The following is a 17,732-nucleotide window of genomic DNA, read 5'->3' as shown; positions in this document are numbered from 1 at the left end:
CCATGAGCGACTGGACACTCGACCGGACCTTCACCAGCTCCTCGGGCGAGGTGCGCTGGACCGCCCTCGGCCCGGAACAGGCCCCTCCCGTCGTCCTCGTGCACGGCACGCCCTTCTCCTCGTACGTCTGGCGGGGCATCGCACGGGGGCTCGCCCAGGACCACCGCGTCCATGTGTGGGACCTCCCGGGGTACGGCGCCTCCGCGCAGTACCCCGGCCAGGACGTGTCGCTGGGCGCCCAGGCCGGGGTGCTCACCGAGCTCCTCGATCACTGGGGGCTCGGCGAACCGGCTTTGATCGCCCACGACTTCGGGGGCTGCGTGGCCCTGCGCGCCCACCTTCTGCACGGCGCCCGCTACCGGCGTCTGGCCCTCGTCGACCCGGTGGCGCTGGCCCCCTGGGGTTCGCCCGCCTACCGGCTCCTCGGCGGGCGGGCCGAGGTGTTCGGCGCGCTGCCGCCCGAGCTGCACCGCGCGCTGGTGACCGAGTACGTCGGCTCGGCCAGCCACCGGGGGCTGCATCCGGCGGTGCTCGACCGGCTCGTCGCCCCCTGGTGCACCGAGGCCGGGCAGCCCGCGTTCTACCGGCAGATCTCGCAGAACGACCAGAGGTTCACCGACGAGATCCAGCACCGCTACGGGGAGCTGGATCTGCCCGTGCTGATCTGCTGGGGTACGGAGGACACCTGGATCCCGGTCGCCCGCGGCCATGAGCTGGCCGGGACGATCCCCGGTGCCGAGCTGCGGCTGATCGACGGGGCGGGGCACCTGGTCCAGGAGGACGCGCCCGCCGAGCTCACGGCGGCGCTCACCCGTTTCCTGCGTACAGCTCCGTGACCGCGGCCGCGGCCTCGGCGAGCACGCGGCGCGCCCGGGGCGGGGACAGCACTTCGAGGTTCGACCCGAAGGAGAGCAGGGAACGCGCCCACGCCACCTCGGGCACGTCGAGCTCGGCGAGCAGCCACTCCCCCGCCGGCCCCCCTTCCGGCTCCGGACGGCCGGTCAGCACCCCGCCGTGGAGGCGCACGAAGAGGTCCAGCCGGGAGCGGTGGACGCGCACCCCGAGCCGTACGCCGCCCGGCCGCTCCTCGACCTGCCGGCGCAGTTCCTCCCAGACGTCGGCGAGCTCCACACCGTGCCTGCGCACCACGGGCTCCCCGGTGGGAGCCGCCCGCTCCACCCGGTCCGCGCGGAAGAGCCGGGGCGCGCCGTCCAGGTCGGCGGTCAGGTACCAGACGCCCGCCTTCACGACGAGGCCGTACGGGTCGACGGTGTAGACGCGCGGGGTGTCGGTGCCGCTGTGCCGGTAGTGGAGCGACAGCCGCCGGTCGGCGAAGACCGCGTCGTGCAGCTCGCCCACGTCGACGGCGGCCGGCGGCCCGCTCATCCAGCGGACAGGGTCCACCAGGATGCGCCGGCTGGTCTGTTCGGCGGCGGGCCGGTGCGGAGCCGGGAGCGCCGCCATCACCTTGCGCAGCGCGGACCCCAGCGCGGCGTCCAGCCCGAGCGCCGCGTGGGCGCCCTGTGCGGCGACGACGAACAGGGCGCGCGCCTCGTCGGCGGTGAGCCCGGAGACGTCCGTACGGAAGCCCGGCAGCAGGGCGATCCCCCCGTTGCGCCCCCGCTCCGCGTAGACGGGCACGCCCGAGGCGGAGAGCGCCTCGACGTCCCGGTAGATGGTGCGTACGGAGACTTCGAGGCGCTCGGCCAGCTCGCCGGCGGGCACCAGGCCACGGGTCTGGAGCAGCAGCAGGATGGAGAGCAGCCGGTCGGACTTCACCGCACCATCATGGCGCGGAGGTCAGCCGCGGGGTGCGCGGGCCAGCTGGCGGGACTGGGCGACGAGCCGGTCGGCGCTGTCCCAGACCTCCGCGTCCTCCTCCAGGAAACCGCCCGCGAGGTTGCGGGTGGTGATGGAGACGCGCAGCGGGCCGGGGGCCGGGCGGCAGCGGATGTGGGTGGTGAGCTCGATGGTGGGGGTCCAGCCCTTCAGCCCCAGCTCGAAGGAGGTGGGCGGCAGCGCGTCGACGGTGAGGAGCAGCGAGAGGGGGTCCGCGTCGCGGCCGTCCGCAAGCCCGAACCAGCCCCGCATCTCCCCCTTGCCCGAGGGTGCGCCGACGGCCCAGCCGACCGTCGCCGGGTCGAGCTTGATGTCGAGCCGCTCGGTGATGGCGGAGCTGCCGGGGATCGGCGCCGTGCCGTCGCTCGCCCCGAGGCACTGGTCCAGGGGCGGGATGGCCGGCGGCCGGGCCGTCGTACGGACCTCGTCGGTCAGGCCGTCCAGCTCGCCGTAGGTGGCCAGCACCCGGATGCGCTCGATCTCCGAGCCGTCCTCCGCGAACTGGAAGAGCGAGGCCTCGCCGGTGGAGAGGGTCCGGCCGGTGCGGACGACCTGGGTGCGGATCACGGCGGGGCCGGGCACGGAGGCCGTGAGGTAGTGGGCGGAGACCGAGAAGGGGTCGGAGTGCGGGAGCGCCTCGCCGAGCGCGCGGCCGAGCATGGCGAGCAGGTAGCCGCCGTTGACCGCGTGGATGATCGTCCAGCCCGCGGAGAGCTCCGCGTCGTAGACGCCTTCCTCCCGGAGGGCGACGGCGGTGTCGCGGTCGAACTCGCTGTCACCGATGGTCGCCTGTACTGCGCGCGACTCCTGCGCTGCTGCCTGTGCCATGGCATGCACGGTACACCGACCGTATTACTGAGCGGTAGCTTTTTGTTGCGGTCAGATGACGGCCGGACTCTCCTCCGCCGTGGCCGAGCGCCGGTTGTAGGCCCGCGGGGCCCTCCAGTGGAAGCGCATGGCCAGCAGCCTCAGGACGAACGCGGCGATGACGGCGGTGCCGCTCGTGTAGGCGTTGAGGGCCTCGAAACGGATGCAGAGGACCACCATGACGGCCCCGACGATCGCGGGCACGGCGTACAGGTCGCGGTCCCAGCGCAGCAGCGAGGGCACCTCGTTGGCCAGGACGTCGCGCAGGACACCACCGCCGACCGCGGTCGCCAGCCCGAGGGCGGCGGAGGAGGTGAGGCCGAGGCCGTAGTCGTACGCCTTGACCGTGCCGGACACGGAGAACAGACCCAGCCCCGCCGCGTCGAAGACGTTGACGCCGACCTGGATCCGCTCCACGTGCGGGTGCAGGAAGAAGACCAGACCGGCGGCGATCAGCGGGGTCAGGAAGTAGCCGAGGTCCGTGAACGCCGCCGGCGGGATCGCGCCGATCATCACATCACGGAAGATCCCCCCGCCCAGCGCTGTCACCTCGGCGAGGACCGCGATGCCGAAGACATCGAAGTTCTTGCGTACGGCGAGCAGGGCGCCCGAGATCGCGAAGACGAAGATCCCGACGAGGTCGAGCGCATGCTGGACGGAGGGGGTGAAGAGTTCGTTGAGCACCGGGCAATTGTGCCGGTACTACTCCTTCGGCTCGGCCTCCGCACCCTTGGACGGTGCGGCGGGGGCCTCACCGGACCCGCCCGACGCGGCAGGCTCGTCCGACGTGACCGGCCCAGCAGCGGCCCCGGGCTCGTCCGACGCCGCCGACTCAGCAGCGGCCCCGGTCGTGTCCGACACGACAGGCTCGGCAGCGGCCTCGTCCGGCACCTCGGCCTCGGCGGGCTTCCCCGCCGGCGCCCCGGCCTCCTCCGCCTTCGCCACCGCGGCCGGCTCGGCGGCGACCGTCGACTTCACGGTGATGCGGTCCGCGACGAGCGGCGCGTCCCCCGGTGCCTGGTCCTCGCCGTTCTCCGGGTGGTGGCACGCCACCTGGTGCCCGGTCTTCAGCTGGAGCAGTGGCGGCTCGGTCGTCGCGCAGACCTGCGTCGCCTTCCAGCACCGGGTGTGGAAGCGGCAGCCGCTCGGCGGTGAGATCGGTGACGGAACGTCGCCCTTGAGCAGGATGCGCTCGCTCTTCGCACCGCGCCGGCGCGGGTCCGGCACCGGTACCGCGGACATCAGCGCGTTCGTGTACGGGTGCATCGGAGCCGTGTACAGCGACGTACGGTCCGCCAGCTCGACGATCTTGCCGAGGTACATGACCGCGATCCGGTCCGAGACATGGCGGATGACCGACAGGTCGTGCGCGATGATCATGTACGTGAGGCCGAGCTCCTCCTGGAGGTCGTCCAGCAGGTTCACGACCTGCGCCTGGATCGACACGTCCAGCGCCGAGACCGGCTCGTCCGCGACGACCAGCTTCGGCTTCAACGCGAGCGCCCGGGCGATCCCGATGCGCTGACGCTGACCGCCGGAGAACTCGTGCGGGTAGCGGTTGTAGTGCTCGGGGTTGAGCCCCACCAGCTCCAGCAGCCGCTGGACCTCCGCCTTCACGCCGTCCTCGGGCTTGACGCCCTGGAGGCGGAAGGGGGTGCCGACGATCCCGCCGACCGTGTGGCGCGGATTCAGCGAGCCGTACGGGTCCTGGAAGATCATCTGGATGTCGCGGCGCATCGGCCGCAGGCGTCCCGCGGACATGTGCGTGATGTCGCGCCCCTGGAACTCCACCTTGCCGCCGGTCGGCTCCAGCAGGCGGGTCACCAGCCGCCCCATGGTCGACTTGCCGCAGCCCGACTCGCCGACGACGCCGAGGGTCTCCCCTGGACGCACGTCGAAGGTGAGTCCGTCCACGGCCTGGACCGCGCCGACCTTGCGCTTCAGCACGCCCTTGGTGATCGGGAAGTGCTTGACGAGGCCCTCGACCTTGAGGAGCGGCTCCGACCCGGACCCGTCCGACCCGGCCGCGGGAGACGCGGGAGTCTTCTTGTTCAGATCAGTCACAGCTTCGGCGCAATCTCTTCGGTCCAGATCCGGTCACGCTGCTCACGCGACATGTGGCACGCGGAGTAGTGCCCGTCGCTGACCTGCTGCAGCTCCGGACGCTCGGTGCGGGTGATGTTGTCCGGCGGGACGTCGGCGTACGGGCAGCGCGGGTGGAAGGCGCAGCCCGACGGGACGTTGATGAGGCTGGGCGGCGAACCCTTGACGGGGATGAGCCGCTCGGTCTGCTCCCGGTCGATGCGCGGCATCGAGCCGAGCAGCCCCCAGGTGTAGGGGTGCTGGGGCTCGTAGAAGACCTTCTCGGCGCTGCCGCGCTCGATGCAGCGTCCCGCGTACATCACGAGCAGGTGGTCCGCGATCTCGGCGACGACGCCGAGGTCGTGGGTGATCATGACGACCGCGGAGCCGAACTCCTTCTGGAGGTCGCGGATGAGGTCGAGGATCTGCGCCTGGACGGTGACGTCGAGGGCGGTCGTCGGCTCGTCCGCGATGAGCAGCTGCGGGTTGTTGACCAGGGCCATCGCGATCATGGCGCGCTGGCGCATGCCGCCGGAGAACTGGTGCGGGTAGTCCTCGTAGCGGCGGTGCGGCTCGGGGATCCCCACACGGTCGAGCATCTCGACCGCGCGCTTCTTCGCGGTCTTCTTGTCGACCTTGTTGTGGACCCGGTGGGCCTCCACGATCTGCGCGCCGATGCTGTAGTACGGGTGCAGGGCGGACAGCGGGTCCTGGAAGATCATGGCCATCTTCTGGCCGCGCAGCTTGCGCACGCGCTCGGGGCCGGCCCCGATGAGCTCCTCGCCGTCGAGCCAGATCTCCCCGCCGATGCGGGCGCGCTCCGAGGTGTGCAGGCCCATGATCCCCAGCGAGGTCACGGACTTGCCGGAGCCGGACTCGCCGACGATGCCGAGGGTCTGACCGGCCTTCAGGTCGAAGCTGACGCCGTCGACGGACTTGACCAGCCCGTCGTCGGTGTCGAAGTGGACGCTGAGATTCCGTACGGAGAGGAACTCGTGGCCGTCGCCGGACCGCGGGGCCGGGACGGTGGTGTCCGCCGCCGGGGCGTCCTTCTTGATTGCGTCGCTCATGAGAGCCTCACCCGGGGGTCGATCGCGGCGTACACGAGGTCCACCAGCAGGTTGCAGATGACGATGAAGAAGGCGGCGACCAGGGTCACGCCCATCACCTTGGGCAGGTCGGCGGTGGTCACGCCCTGGATGGCGAAGGCACCCAGCCCCTGGAAGGAGAAGACCCGTTCGGTGATGACCGCGCCGCCGAGCAGCAGTGCGAAGTCCATGCCGAAGATCGTGACGAGCGGGGTGAGCGCCGAGCGCAGACCGTGCTTGACCACGACCTTGCGCTCCTTGAGGCCCTTGGCCCGCGCGGTTCTGATGTAGTCCTCACCCATCGTCTCCAGCATCCCCGCCCGGGTGAGCCGGGCGTAGAGCGCGGAGTACAGGAGGGCGAGTGTGCACCAGGGCAGCACCAGGCTGCCCGCCCATGCGATCGGATCGTCCGCGAAGGGGACGTACTCCCCGTTGCCGAAGAGCGCCAGCACGACGAGGCCGGTGAAGAACATCGGCAGCGAGACACCGGCGAGGGCGACACCCATGGAGACACGGTCGAAGAACGAGCCCCGCTTCAGCGCGGAGACGACACCGATGGCGACACCGGAGACGACCCAGAGGACCGCGGCACCGACGGCCAGCGACAGCGTGACCGGAATGCGGTCGACGAGCTGCGGCCAGATCTCGGTGTGGGTCTTGAAGGAGTAGCCGAAGCACGGGGCGTTGCAGGTGACCGGGTCGGGACCGAACTGGTAGTCGGCGCCGACGACGATGCCCTTGACGAAGTTCCAGTACTGGAGATAGAGGGGCTGGTCGAGCCCCAGGTTCTTCTTGACCGCGGCGATCACGTCGGGGTCGGGGCTCTTCCCGACGTACTGGGCGGCCATCGAGTCGAGGGTCTGCCCGCCGAGGCGGGGCACCAGGAAGAAGATCGCGAACGTGACTGCGCTGACCACCAGCAGCAGCAACACCGCGGCGAATACGCGTCGGATGATGTACGCAGCCACAGCCGTGCGGCGCCGGGCGGGCGGGCGGGGTTACGCCCGCCGGCCCGGCGCCTTCACCTGCCTTTCAAGGGATGCTGTCGATGAACAGGTGTTACTTGCTGGACGTCAGCAGCACGTAGTCGTACATGCCGAGGTACGCGTCCGTGACCGTGACGTTCGCCGCGGAGTCCGGGCGGTACAGCAGGTTCTTGCGGTAGACGAGCGGGACGAGGGAGGCGTTCTCCATGACCTTCTGGTCGACGTCGCCCCAGGCGGCGTTACGGGCCGTGGCGTCCACGGTGCCGATGCCCTTGACCAGGGCCTCGTTGACACCCTTGTCGTCGAGCTCCATCAGGTTCGTGCCACCGGACGGCTTGATGGCCGTGCCGTTCACGATCTGGTCCAGGAAGCCGAAGCCGGTCGGCCAGTCGGCGCCCCACTGCATCATCATCATGCCGGCGTTGTTCTTGTGGACCCACTCGGGGACGCCCGCGAAGTCGGTGAAGTACTTGTCCGACGGGAACTGCTTGATCTCGGCGGTGATGCCGATCGCCTTCAGGCTGCCCTGGAGCTGCGTGGCGGCGGTGATCTCGTCAGGACGGTCGGAGCGCGCCGTCAGCGTGGTCTTGAAGCCCTTGGGCTGACCGCACTTGGTCAGGTGCTCCTTCGCCTTGGCGGCGTCGCCCTTGCTGCCCTCGGTCGGGTACAGGTCGAACTTCTTGTAGCCGGCGACGGTCGGGGGGATGACCGTGGAGGCCGGGTCGCCCTTGACCGAGCCACCGATCGAGTCGATCAGGCTCTGCTTGTCGACGGCGTACTGGACCGCCTTGCGGCACTCGATGTTGTCGAACGGCTTCACGTTGACGTTCAGCGCCATGTACTGCAGGGCGCCGGCGTACGGGTTGTCCGTCTTCGCCTTCTCGGCGGCCTTGACCAGGACCTTGGGCTGGGTCTTGGACTGCAGACCCGTGCCGTTCGCGTCCGCGGTGGTCACGTCGTTGAGCAGGTGGTCGTCGACCGTGGTGGGGTTGACGTTGAGCTTCAGCTCGATCTTGTCCGGCAGGGCCTTGCGGATCGGGTCCGTCTTCGGGTCCCACTCCGGGTTGCGGACGAGCGTCGCGCCCTTGCTCTCGTCGTACGCCGAGATCTTGTACGGACCCGAGGAGACCATCTTCTGGACGTAGCTGGCGCCCGTGTCGGCCTTCTGCTGGATCGGCGCGGTCTGCGAGAACGCGGCCAGGTAGTCCATGTCCGCGAACGGCTTGTTCAGCTTGAAGACGATCGTGTGGTCGTCCGGGGTCTCGATGGACTTGAGGCCCTCGGCGGACTTGTCCTTGTACGGACCCTTGTACTTGTCGCCGCCCTCGAGGTACGCCTTGAAGTACGTCGGGCCGTTGGACAGTGCCTCCGGCGCGAAGTTGGAGCGCTCGACGGCGTACTTGACGTCCTTCGAGGTGATCTCGGTGCCGTCCTCGAACTTCACGCCCTTGCGGAGCGTGTACGTCCAGGTCTTGGCGTCCGCGCTGGCCTTGCCGAGGCCCGTGGCGAGGTCAGGGACGACCTCCAGGCTCTCCTTGCCGGCGGCCGGCTTGAAGGTCACCAGGGAACGGGCGTACAGGCGGGAGAAGTTCTGCACCCAGCCGTAGTACGTGTTGCCCGGGTCCAGGGAGTCCGGGCCACTGGCGTGCTCGAAGGTGACCGTCCCCCCCTTCTTGTCGGTGGCGTTGACGATGCTCGTCAGCGCGGCGTCCGCCTTGGCGTTGCCCCCACCGCCGTTGCTGTCACCGCCCGAGTCGCTGCCGCTGCAGGCCGATGCGCCGAGCGATACCGCCACGGCCACGGCTATGGCCGCTGCTGTCTTTCTGTTCTGCATGCTGAGGAAAGCCCCCTCGCTAGTCCGGTGCGGCACAGCCGCGATTACTTGCCACGAGGGTCGAGTGCGTCACGCAGCCCGTCCCCCAGCAGATTGAAGGCCAGCACGGTGATGAAGATCGCCATGCCGGGGATGACCATGAACATCGGGTCCACCTCGTAGAGGTCGACCGCCTGCGTGAGCATGCCGCCCCACGACGCCTGCGGCGGTGCGATACCCACGCCGAGGAAGGACAGGGACGCCTCGAAGAGGATGTTCGTGGGGATCAGCAGCGTCGCGTAGACGAGGATCGGCGCGATCAGGTTCGGCAGCAGCTCGCGGAAGAGGATGAACGGACCGCGTGCGCCGAGCGACCTGGCGGCCTCGACGAACTCCCGCTCGCGCAGGGACAGGGTCTGCGCGCGGACGATCCGGCCGATGTAGGGCCAGCTGAAGAAGCCGATCACGAAGATCAGGACCGCGATCCGCAGCGTGAGGCCTTCCAACCCGAAGGCGTTGCCCTGCAGGGAGGCGGAGATGGAGATCGCGAAGAGGAGGAGCGGGAAGGCCAGGAAGGTGTCCATCAGGCGGCTGATGAAGCTGTCCACCCAGCCGCCGTAGAACCCGGCCACGACGCCCATGACGACGCCGATGACCACCGAGAGCAGCGTGGAGCCGACGGCGACCACGAGGGAGACCCAGGAACCTTCGAGGATGCGCGCCAGGATGTCGCGCCCGGTCTGCGGCTCGACGCCGAGGGGGTGGTCCCAACTCATGCCGCCCAGGGAACCCTTGGGCGCCAGCAGGACGGGGTCGACCAGGCTCTGGTTGAACGCGTCGGGGTCGAGCCCGAGGAGCGACTGCAGCGGCTTGGACAGCACCGCGACGAGGATCAGCAGCACGACAACGATGCCACCGGCCATCGCGGCCTTGTCCCGCTTGAAGCGCGTCCAGGCGATGCGGCCGAGCGAGCGGCCCTCGATCTCCTTGCGCCCGGCGCCTTCCAGCACCGTTTCGGGCCGTACATCCGCCCCGGTGGTCTCGATCGGTGCCGTCATTGCGCTGGAGACCCCTCTCGGCCGACGGTGGCCGGCCTGTGACCGCCGCTGTAGCGGCTCGTATCAACATGTGATGCATGTGGTGGTGCACGCCCGGACGAACCCTGTTTGAAAGAGGGATACGCGGGCATGGAGCACCTGCTGTAGGGAGTCTTCAACCACTTTGCGATCACCCGCCAGACCTGACGGGGAATGTTTGCTCAAACGTGATGCTGTCAGAGGGCTTCCGTTATCCGGACAGTCGTGCTTACTGAGCGGACCTCTCGGTCGCTAATCCGCTATAGCGGACATGCCGCCCAACAGCGTTGAACCTGTGCTTAATTGCCTCGGAGCATCCGGCGCCGCCTGACGCCGTCTCAGTACGCGCGCGGGGCCTGTCCGGTGGCCGGCGGGTAGCCGTAGCCGGGCCCGGTGGGTGCCGGGGCGTGTGCCTCGCGGTCGTAGAACGGCCGTGCGTTGGCGTTCAGCCACATCGCGACCGGGTCGTACTCGTCGGACAGCGAGACCGTGGAGACGGGCAGTCCGTCGGGGACGACGCCGATCGACTGCTGCATCATCGCGCGGACGGCGTCGACGGACGGGCGCCCGGTGTCGTAGAGGTCGAGCCCGATCGCGAGGTACGGGACCCCGAGCGCCGGCTGCACCCAGGCGCGCCGCAGCGCGCGGACGGCGGGGGTGCGGTGGGCGTTCTGCGACAGCAGGGCGTAGAACTGCGGGATCTCGACGGCGGGTTCGGTGAGCCTCAGCGGCCCCGCCGGCATCCGGTCGAGGCCGGTGGCGATGCGGCGCAGGTCCAGCCAGGGAATGCCCACTCCGCCGCCGGGGGCGTGCGGGTTGAGCCAGATGCCCCAGCGGTCGGGGAAGAGGGCGCGGGCGACGTCCCGGCCCGTGGTGACCTCGTGGGCCCTGTTCCAGCCGCTCGCCGAGAGCTCCTGGGCGGAGGTCACGCACGGGGCGTAACCCAGGCCGTCGACCTCCATGTTGCCGTACTGGGCGTCGGGGGAGCCCGCCGTGCCGTGCCAGAGCAGCATCCAGACCTGGCCGTCCGACAGTGACCGCAGCAGCGACTCGTAGGTGTCGAGGCGCCCGGGGGCCACTTGGCGCAGCATGTGCTCGACCTGCCCGGCCGCCGCGGTGCCTGACGCACTCACCTGGGTCCCGCCCCTCTTCGATCCGCTGTTCCCGCATGCCTCGCGGTGCTGTGGCGCCGCTCCCGGGCACACGGGGCGGCCTCGTCATCCAACCAGCTTATGCGCCGCCCCCGACACCGACTCGACGCCATGTGCCCGTACGGGTACGGCCCTCAGTGCCCGTCGTGCCGGTAGAACGGGCGCACCTTCTCCAGCATCCAGTCGCCGACCGGATCCTGCGCCACGTCGAGCAGGAGGAGATTGACCGGCCAGGGGACCTGGGCCCGGCCCAGCGCACGCCCCAGGGCGTCCATCGGGACGCTCTGCGTCGCCGCGTCCAGGACGGCGAGTTCGACGCCGACGAAGAGGACGGGGCTGTCGCCCTCGATGCTGGCCAGCACCCTGCGCGCGGTGCCCACGACACCGGTCGCCTGGAATTCGGCGGACACCGCGGACAGGAAGTCGACGGGGTCCTCCTTCCAGTCCGGCTCGTACAGCCGGACCCGGCCACCGCTCGCGGGGCCGTCCAGCGCGGTGCGCCCGGCCCGGCAGAGCTCGGCGACGGCGGGCGGCGGCAGGGGTATCCCGACCGCGCCGCCCGGATTGACCGCGATGCCGAGCTGCGGCGGGAGCCCGCGGGCGAACTCGCGCGCGGGTGCGACGGTGAAGGAGAGATGGGGGCCGACGCACTGGAGGAACTGCGCCTCGGAACTGAAGACGGGAACGTACGCGCCGCCCTCGATGTCGACCGTCGGCAGGTCGAGGGCGGTGCTGTCGGGTCCGCCGCCGTTCGGCAGCGGCACCCAGATCTGGCTGCGGCCGAGCACCTCGACCAGCCGTCCCCCCGCGCCGGGGACGCCGAGCGAGGCGCTGAGCACTTCTTCGAGCTCGTTGGCCGGCCATCCCTGCGACGGATGCGGAGCCTGGGCCTGAGCCGGAATGTCCACGGTGTCTGTGTCCCTTTCTCGCCGTGCGGTGCGGCTGAAACCTTAGACCGGCTCGCGCCGTGAAGGCAGTGCCGCAGGCGGGAGCGGCCTCCGGGGCCACCGCACCGTCCAGATTCCGGACACCGGACGGGAGGGGTGCGAACTGTGCGTATGCGAATGGTGACGCCTCGGACCACACCTCCGGCTGCCCCGGAACCGCACGGTCCGCCCCCGTCATGAATCGACCCCCGACCGCCTACTCCTGCGGGAGCCGGGCCGCCGGGAAGGAGATCCGGAGGATCGCCGCAGCGGCCTCGCGGTCGAGCAGGACCGCCGAGGCGCACCCCGGTGGCAGCACCCCGCTCTCGGTGTCGCGCAGCAGCCGCCCGACCGCGCGCCGGTGCCGGGCGAACGCGTATCCGGAGACTCCGCGCCCCCGCTCCCGCTGCCCCTGCCTGGCCACCCGGGGGGTGACGTCGAGCAGCACGAGGTGCAGGGTGCTGCCCCGGCGCCGGGCCTCGCGCGCCAGCCAGCGCCGCACCCAGGCCTGCGTGCCGCAGTCGTGCACGACGACGGAGCCGCCCGCCCGCAGGGCCCGCCACAGCCCGGCGTAGTGCGCGACGCGCACCAGGGGGCGGTAGAGGGCGTACGGGAGTAATCCGGGCAGGGCGGCCGCCCAGCGGTCCCTGGTGTCCTGGGAGTCGATCGCGTGCTCCAGGACCGCCCGCCGGATCAGCGTCGACTTGCCGCTGCCGGGCAGCCCCGAGACCACCACCACGTCACCGGCCGCGAAGTCCAGCCCGCGCGGACCGGCGCCGCCCTTGCCCCGCAGGTCACTGACCACCGGAGCACCCCCGTCCACCGGCTCTCGGGCGGGCACGCCCGGCTGCCGCGGCATCGCACCGCGTGCCGCCCCCGCCGTTGTCGCGTAGCGCTGCAACGTCATCGCCTTCCCCCTGCCGATTCACCCACCGACCTGTCCACGAAGTGTAAAGAAAAGGTAATGCGGCACAACCGCTTCCGGCTCCACGTGTCGGCGCCGGCACCCGTAAGGACCGGGACGCCCCACTCTCCCCCAAGGCGTGCGATGATGACCCCGCCAACTGCATACCGGCCGTTTGAATCCGCGCGGGAGAGTCCCGGTCACTGTGTGCGCCGGGCGCCGAAGGAGCAAGTTCCTCCCTTGAATCTCTCAGGCCCCGTACCGCGTGGATGAGGCAGATCTGAAAAGCGGGCCGCTGTGCGGCTCCACCCAAGGTGCAAGCCGACCCTGACGGGGCTGTCCCCGTCAGGACCCTTTCAGGGGCTCTCGGCGAACCTCTCAGGTTCCGATGACAGATGGGGAGGGAACCACCCCCCTGTCGTCATGCCCTGGAGCCATGTCCATGAGCACTGCCCCGAGCGCCGCCCCCCGCCTGACCGCCCTCGATGCCCTGCATCGCTCCCTGGGCGCGACCATGACCGACTTCGCCGGCTGGGACATGCCGCTGCGCTACGCCAGCGAGCGCGACGAGCACAACGCCGTGCGCACCCGGGCCGGACTCTTCGACCTGTCGCACATGGGCGAGATCACCGTCACCGGACCGCAGGCCGCGGCCTTCCTGAGCTTCGCGCTGGTGGGCAACATCGCCACCGTCGGCGTGGGCCGGGCCCGCTACACGATGATCGTCGCGGAGGACGGCGGGATCCTGGACGACCTGATCGTCTACCGCCTGGCCGACAGCGAGTACATGGTGGTCGCCAACGCGGGCAACGCCCAGCTCGTCCTGGACACCCTGACCGGGCGCGCCGGCGGCTTCGACGCCGAGGTGCGGGACGACCGCGACGCGTACGCGCTGATCGCCGTCCAGGGCCCCGACTCCCCCGCCGTACTGAAGTCGGTCACGGACGCCGACCTGGACGGACTGAAGTACTACGCCGGGCTCCCCGGGACGGTCGCCGGCGTCCCCGCGCTCATCGCCCGTACCGGCTACACCGGTGAGGACGGCTTCGAGCTCTTCGTCGCCCCCGCCCACGCCGAGCAGCTGTGGACGGCCCTCACCGAGGCCGGCGCGCCGTACGGGCTGATCCCCTGTGGGCTCTCCTGCCGCGACACGCTCCGCCTGGAGGCGGGCATGCCTCTGTACGGACACGAGCTGACCACCGCGCTGACGCCCTTCGACGCGGGCCTGGGCAGGGTCGTGAAGTTCGAGAAGGAGGGCGACTTCGTGGGCCGCGAGGCGCTGACCGCCGCGGCGGAGCGGGCGGAGACCGCGCCGCCGCGCAAGCTCGTCGGCCTGGTCGCCGAGGGCCGCCGGGTCCCGCGGGCGGGCTTCCCGGTCGTCGTCGGCGGGGAGGTCGTGGGCGAGGTCACGTCCGGCGCGCCGTCGCCCACCCTGGGCAAGCCGATCGCCATGGCCTACGTGGACGCGGCGCACGCCGAGCCCGGCACCGAGGGTGTCGGGGTCGACATCCGGGGCACGCACGAACCGTACGAGGTCGTGGCGCTGCCCTTCTACAAGCGCCGTAAGTGACACAGCGCCCGCGCACGTGACGCAGTCGTGTCTCACACCGTAAGACCACCGTTCATCAGCACTCCCCCGCGTACAGGAGAATTCAGGTCATGAGCAACCCCCAGCAGCTGCGGTACAGCAAGGAGCACGAGTGGCTGTCGGCCCTCGAGGACGGCGTGGCCACGGTCGGCATCACCGAGTTCGCGGCCAACGCGCTCGGTGACGTCGTCTACGCCCAGCTCCCGGAGGTCGGTGACGCGGTGACCGCGGGCGAGACCTGCGGTGAGCTGGAGTCGACCAAGTCGGTCAGCGACCTGTACTCGCCGGTGACCGGCGAGGTGACCGCGGCCAACCAGGACGTCGTGGACGACCCGTCGCTGGTGAACTCCGCCCCCTTCGAGGGCGGCTGGCTGTTCAAGGTGCGCGTCGCGGAGGAGCCGAACGACCTTCTCTCCGCCGACGAGTACACCGCGTTCTCCGGCAACTGAGACCTTAGGGACCCACTGATGTCGCTTCTCAACTCCTCCCTCCACGAGCTGGACCCGGACGTCGCCGCCGCCGTCGACGCCGAGCTCCACCGCCAGCAGTCCACCCTCGAGATGATCGCCTCGGAGAACTTCGCTCCGGTCGCGGTCATGGAGGCGCAGGGCTCCGTCCTCACCAACAAGTACGCCGAGGGCTACCCCGGCCGCCGCTACTACGGTGGCTGTGAGCACGTCGACGTGGTCGAGCAGATCGCGATCGACCGCATCAAGGCGCTCTTCGGTGCCGAGGCCGCGAACGTCCAGCCGCACTCGGGTGCGCAGGCCAACGCCGCCGCGATGTTCGCGCTGCTGAAGCCGGGCGACACGATCATGGGTCTGAACCTGGCCCACGGCGGTCACCTGACCCACGGCATGAAGATCAACTTCTCCGGCAAGCTCTACAACGTGGTCCCGTACCACGTCGACGACACCGGCGTCGTGGACATGGCCGAGGTCGAGCGCCTCGCCAAGGAGTCGAAGCCGAAGCTCATCGTGGCCGGCTGGTCCGCCTACCCGCGCCAGCTGGACTTCGCCGCCTTCCGCCGCATCGCGGACGAGGTCGGCGCGTACCTGATGGTCGACATGGCGCACTTCGCGGGCCTGGTCGCCGCGGGTCTGCACCCCAACCCGGTGCCGCACGCCCACGTCGTCACGACCACCACGCACAAGACCCTCGGCGGTCCGCGCGGTGGCGTCATCCTGTCGACGCAGGAGCTCGCCAAGAAGATCAACTCGGCGGTCTTCCCCGGTCAGCAGGGCGGCCCGCTGGAGCACGTGATCGCGGCCAAGGCCGTCTCCTTCAAGGTCGCGGCGACCGAAGAGTTCAAGGAGCGCCAGCAGCGCACCCTGGACGGCGCCCGCATCCTCGCCGAGCGCCTGGTGCAGCCGGACGTCACCGAGGTGGGTGTCTCCGTCCTCTCCGGCGGCACGGACGTCCACCTGGTCCTCGTCGACCTGCGCAACTCGGAGCTGGACGGCCAGCAGGCCGAGGACCGGCTCCACGAGCTGGGCATCACGGTCAACCGGAACGCCATCCCGAACGACCCGCGGCCCCCGATGGTCACCTCGGGTCTGCGCATCGGCACGCCCGCCCTGGCCACCCGTGGCTTCCAGGCCGAGGACTTCACCGAGGTCGCCGAGATCATCGCGGCCGCCCTGAAGCCCGCGTACGACGCCGAGGCCCTCAAGGCCCGTGTGATCGCGCTGGCCGAGAAGTTCCCGCTGTACCCCGGCGTCAAGTAGTCACCCAGGATTTGCACGCCGGGTGGGGGCACCGCGCACACTGAACACAGTGTGCGCGGTGCCCCCACCCCTTTGCCCCGCGTACCCGGGCCCACCGGCCCGTCCCCGCACCACCCGGCGGACAACGACGTCCACCAACGCCTTAGGAGTACTCCCGTGGCCCTCTCGGTCTTCGACCTCTTCTCGGTCGGTATCGGCCCGTCCAGTTCCCACACGGTCGGCCCGATGCGCGCGGCCCGCATGTTCGCCCGCCGCCTCAAGAACGAGGGCCTGCTCGTCCACACCGCGTCGGTGCGGGCCGAGCTCTACGGCTCGCTCGGCGCGACCGGCCACGGCCACGGCACGCCCAAGGCCGTGCTGCTCGGCCTGGAGGGCGAGTCGCCCCGCACGGTCGACGTCGAGGGCGCCGACGCCCGCGTCGAGGAGATCCGCGCCTCGGGGCGCATCAGTCTCCTGGGCGTGCACGAGATCCCCTTCGACGCCGACGAACAGCTGGTCCTGCACCGGCGCAAGGCCCTGCCGTACCACGCCAACGGGATGACGGTCCTCGCTTACGACCGTGACGGCGCCCCGCTGCTGGAGAAGACCTACTACTCGGTGGGCGGCGGCTTCGTCGTCGACGAGGACGCCGTGGCCGGCGAGAACCCGATCATCCCGGACGACACCGTCCTCAAGCACCCCTTCCGCACCGGCGACGAGCTGCTGCGCCTCGCCGGTGAGACCGGCCTCTCCATCTCCTCCCTCATGCTGGAGAACGAGAAGGCCTGGCGCACGGAGGACGAGATCCGCGCCGGCCTCCTGGAGATATGGCGCGTCATGGAGGCCTGCATCGCGCGCGGCATGTCCCGTGAGGGCATCCTCCCCGGCGGCCTGAAGGTCCGCCGCCGCGCCGCGAACTCGGCCAGGCAGCTGCGCGCCGAGGGCGACCCCCAGGCGCACGCGATGGAGTGGATCACCCTCTACGCGATGGCCGTCAACGAGGAGAACGCCGCCGGGGGCCGCGTCGTCACCGCCCCGACCAACGGCGCGGCGGGCATCATCCCCGCCGTCCTGCACTACTACCTGAACTTCGCGGCGGGCGGCTGCACCCAGGCCGAGAAGGAGGACGGCGTCGTCCGCTTCCTCCTGGCCGCCGGGGCCATCGGCATGCTCTTCAAGGAGAACGCCTCCATCTCCGGCGCCGAGGTCGGCTGCCAGGGCGAGGTGGGCTCCGCCTGCTCCATGGCCGCGGGAGCCCTCGCCGAGGTCCTGGGCGGCTCCCCCGAGCAGGTGGAGAACGCCGCGGAGATCGGCATGGAGCACAACCTGGGCCTCACCTGCGACCCGGTCGGCGGCCTCGTACAGATCCCCTGCATCGAGCGCAACGGCATGGCGGCGGTCAAGGCGGTCACGGCGGCGAAGATGGCGCTGCGCGGCGACGGCAGCCACAAGGTCTCCCTGGACAAGGTCATCAAGACCATGAAGGAGACGGGCGCGGACATGAGCGTCAAGTACAAGGAGACGGCCCGCGGCGGGCTCGCGGTGAACATCATCGAGTGCTGAGGCCGCACGCCCCGGCCGTCGCTCACCCCTGCGCCGCGGTCGGATCCGGGGATCGCTACCGGGCCCTGGCCACCGGTGCCGGCAGCGCGATGTACGGACGGCGGGAACTCGGCCGAACCGCACGCCCGGCCCCCGCACGGGGC

At 70.6% G+C, this 17,732-nt stretch carries 16 protein-coding genes and 1 riboswitch; of the genes, 5 read left to right on the top strand and 11 right to left on the bottom strand.

Features of this window, described 5'->3' with window-relative positions:
* Positions 1 to 2 precede the first annotated feature (2 nt).
* Positions 3 to 836 (top strand): alpha/beta fold hydrolase, encoded by an 834-nt coding sequence (locus OG488_RS26395; protein ID WP_329233086.1) that lies wholly within the window; start codon positions 3 to 5, stop codon positions 834 to 836.
* Here OG488_RS26395 and OG488_RS26390 read toward each other — a convergent pair.
* The 11 genes from OG488_RS26390 to OG488_RS26340 form a co-directional block, all read right to left on the bottom strand.
* A complete protein-coding gene (locus tag OG488_RS26390; RefSeq protein WP_329233085.1) occupies positions 808 to 1,779 on the bottom strand; it encodes a helix-turn-helix transcriptional regulator in 972 nt (323 codons plus the stop codon). The genes OG488_RS26395 and OG488_RS26390 overlap by 29 nt on opposite strands.
* Before the next feature lie 21 nt (positions 1,780 to 1,800).
* Positions 1,801 to 2,667, bottom strand: a complete 867-nt coding sequence (locus OG488_RS26385) for a thioesterase family protein (RefSeq protein ID WP_329233083.1) — start codon at positions 2,665 to 2,667, stop codon at positions 1,801 to 1,803.
* A 51-nt stretch (positions 2,668 to 2,718) separates the two neighbouring features.
* A complete protein-coding gene (locus tag OG488_RS26380) occupies positions 2,719 to 3,390 on the bottom strand; it encodes a trimeric intracellular cation channel family protein (RefSeq protein ID WP_329233081.1) in 672 nt (223 codons plus the stop codon).
* Positions 3,391 to 3,408: 18 nt separating this feature from the next.
* Complete coding sequence (locus OG488_RS26375; protein WP_329233079.1) at positions 3,409 to 4,770, bottom strand: ABC transporter ATP-binding protein; 1,362 nt, start codon at positions 4,768 to 4,770, stop codon at positions 3,409 to 3,411.
* Positions 4,767 to 5,858, bottom strand: a complete 1,092-nt coding sequence (locus OG488_RS26370) for an ABC transporter ATP-binding protein (protein WP_329233077.1) — start codon at positions 5,856 to 5,858, stop codon at positions 4,767 to 4,769. Before OG488_RS26370 ends, OG488_RS26375 begins: the two co-directional genes overlap by 4 nt.
* On the bottom strand, positions 5,855 to 6,844 hold the full coding sequence (locus OG488_RS26365; RefSeq protein WP_329233075.1) for an ABC transporter permease: 990 nt from the start codon (positions 6,842 to 6,844) through the stop codon (positions 5,855 to 5,857). Before OG488_RS26365 ends, OG488_RS26370 begins: the two co-directional genes overlap by 4 nt.
* Positions 6,845 to 6,935: 91 nt before the next feature.
* Positions 6,936 to 8,696, bottom strand: coding sequence for an ABC transporter substrate-binding protein (locus tag OG488_RS26360; RefSeq protein WP_329233073.1), 1,761 nt, complete (start codon positions 8,694 to 8,696; stop codon positions 6,936 to 6,938).
* A 44-nt stretch (positions 8,697 to 8,740) separates the two neighbouring features.
* Positions 8,741 to 9,733, bottom strand: coding sequence for an ABC transporter permease (locus tag OG488_RS26355; protein WP_329233072.1), 993 nt, complete (start codon positions 9,731 to 9,733; stop codon positions 8,741 to 8,743).
* 356 nt (positions 9,734 to 10,089) lie between these two features.
* Positions 10,090 to 10,884 carry an enhanced serine sensitivity protein SseB C-terminal domain-containing protein gene (locus OG488_RS26350; protein ID WP_329233070.1) on the bottom strand — a complete coding sequence of 265 codons (795 nt, stop codon included), beginning with the start codon at positions 10,882 to 10,884 and terminating at the stop codon, positions 10,090 to 10,092.
* 152 nt (positions 10,885 to 11,036) lie between these two features.
* Positions 11,037 to 11,810, bottom strand: a complete 774-nt coding sequence (locus OG488_RS26345; protein WP_329233068.1) for an enhanced serine sensitivity protein SseB — start codon at positions 11,808 to 11,810, stop codon at positions 11,037 to 11,039.
* A 235-nt stretch (positions 11,811 to 12,045) separates the two neighbouring features.
* Positions 12,046 to 12,735, bottom strand: a complete 690-nt coding sequence (locus OG488_RS26340; RefSeq protein WP_329233067.1) for an AAA family ATPase — start codon at positions 12,733 to 12,735, stop codon at positions 12,046 to 12,048.
* 173 nt (positions 12,736 to 12,908) lie between these two features.
* A riboswitch (glycine riboswitch) is annotated at positions 12,909 to 13,006 on the top strand.
* Positions 13,007 to 13,174: 168 nt separating this feature from the next.
* Here OG488_RS26340 and gcvT point away from each other — a divergent pair.
* From gcvT to OG488_RS26320, 4 genes are all read left to right on the top strand, one after another.
* Positions 13,175 to 14,302: a glycine cleavage system aminomethyltransferase GcvT gene (gene gcvT, locus OG488_RS26335; protein WP_329233065.1), complete on the top strand. Its 1,128-nt coding sequence runs from the start codon at positions 13,175 to 13,177 to the stop codon at positions 14,300 to 14,302.
* A gap of 89 nt (positions 14,303 to 14,391) precedes the next feature.
* The gene (gene gcvH, locus OG488_RS26330) at positions 14,392 to 14,769 is read left to right on the top strand and encodes a glycine cleavage system protein GcvH (RefSeq protein WP_329233063.1); all 378 of its coding nucleotides are present in this window, start codon (positions 14,392 to 14,394) and stop codon (positions 14,767 to 14,769) included.
* Between the two features lie 18 nt (positions 14,770 to 14,787).
* Positions 14,788 to 16,047 carry a serine hydroxymethyltransferase gene (gene glyA, locus OG488_RS26325; RefSeq protein ID WP_329233061.1) on the top strand — a complete coding sequence of 420 codons (1,260 nt, stop codon included), beginning with the start codon at positions 14,788 to 14,790 and terminating at the stop codon, positions 16,045 to 16,047.
* A 156-nt stretch (positions 16,048 to 16,203) separates the two neighbouring features.
* Positions 16,204 to 17,589, top strand: a complete 1,386-nt coding sequence (locus tag OG488_RS26320) for an L-serine ammonia-lyase (RefSeq protein WP_329233059.1) — start codon at positions 16,204 to 16,206, stop codon at positions 17,587 to 17,589.
* Positions 17,590 to 17,732: the final 143 nt, after the last annotated feature.

Origin of the sequence: Streptomyces sp. NBC_01460, assembly GCF_036227405.1 — a bacterium.
GTDB lineage: Bacteria > Actinomycetota > Actinomycetes > Streptomycetales > Streptomycetaceae > Streptomyces.
Note: the sequence above shows the minus strand (reverse complement) of the source record. Positions and strands in the feature narration are given on the sequence as shown.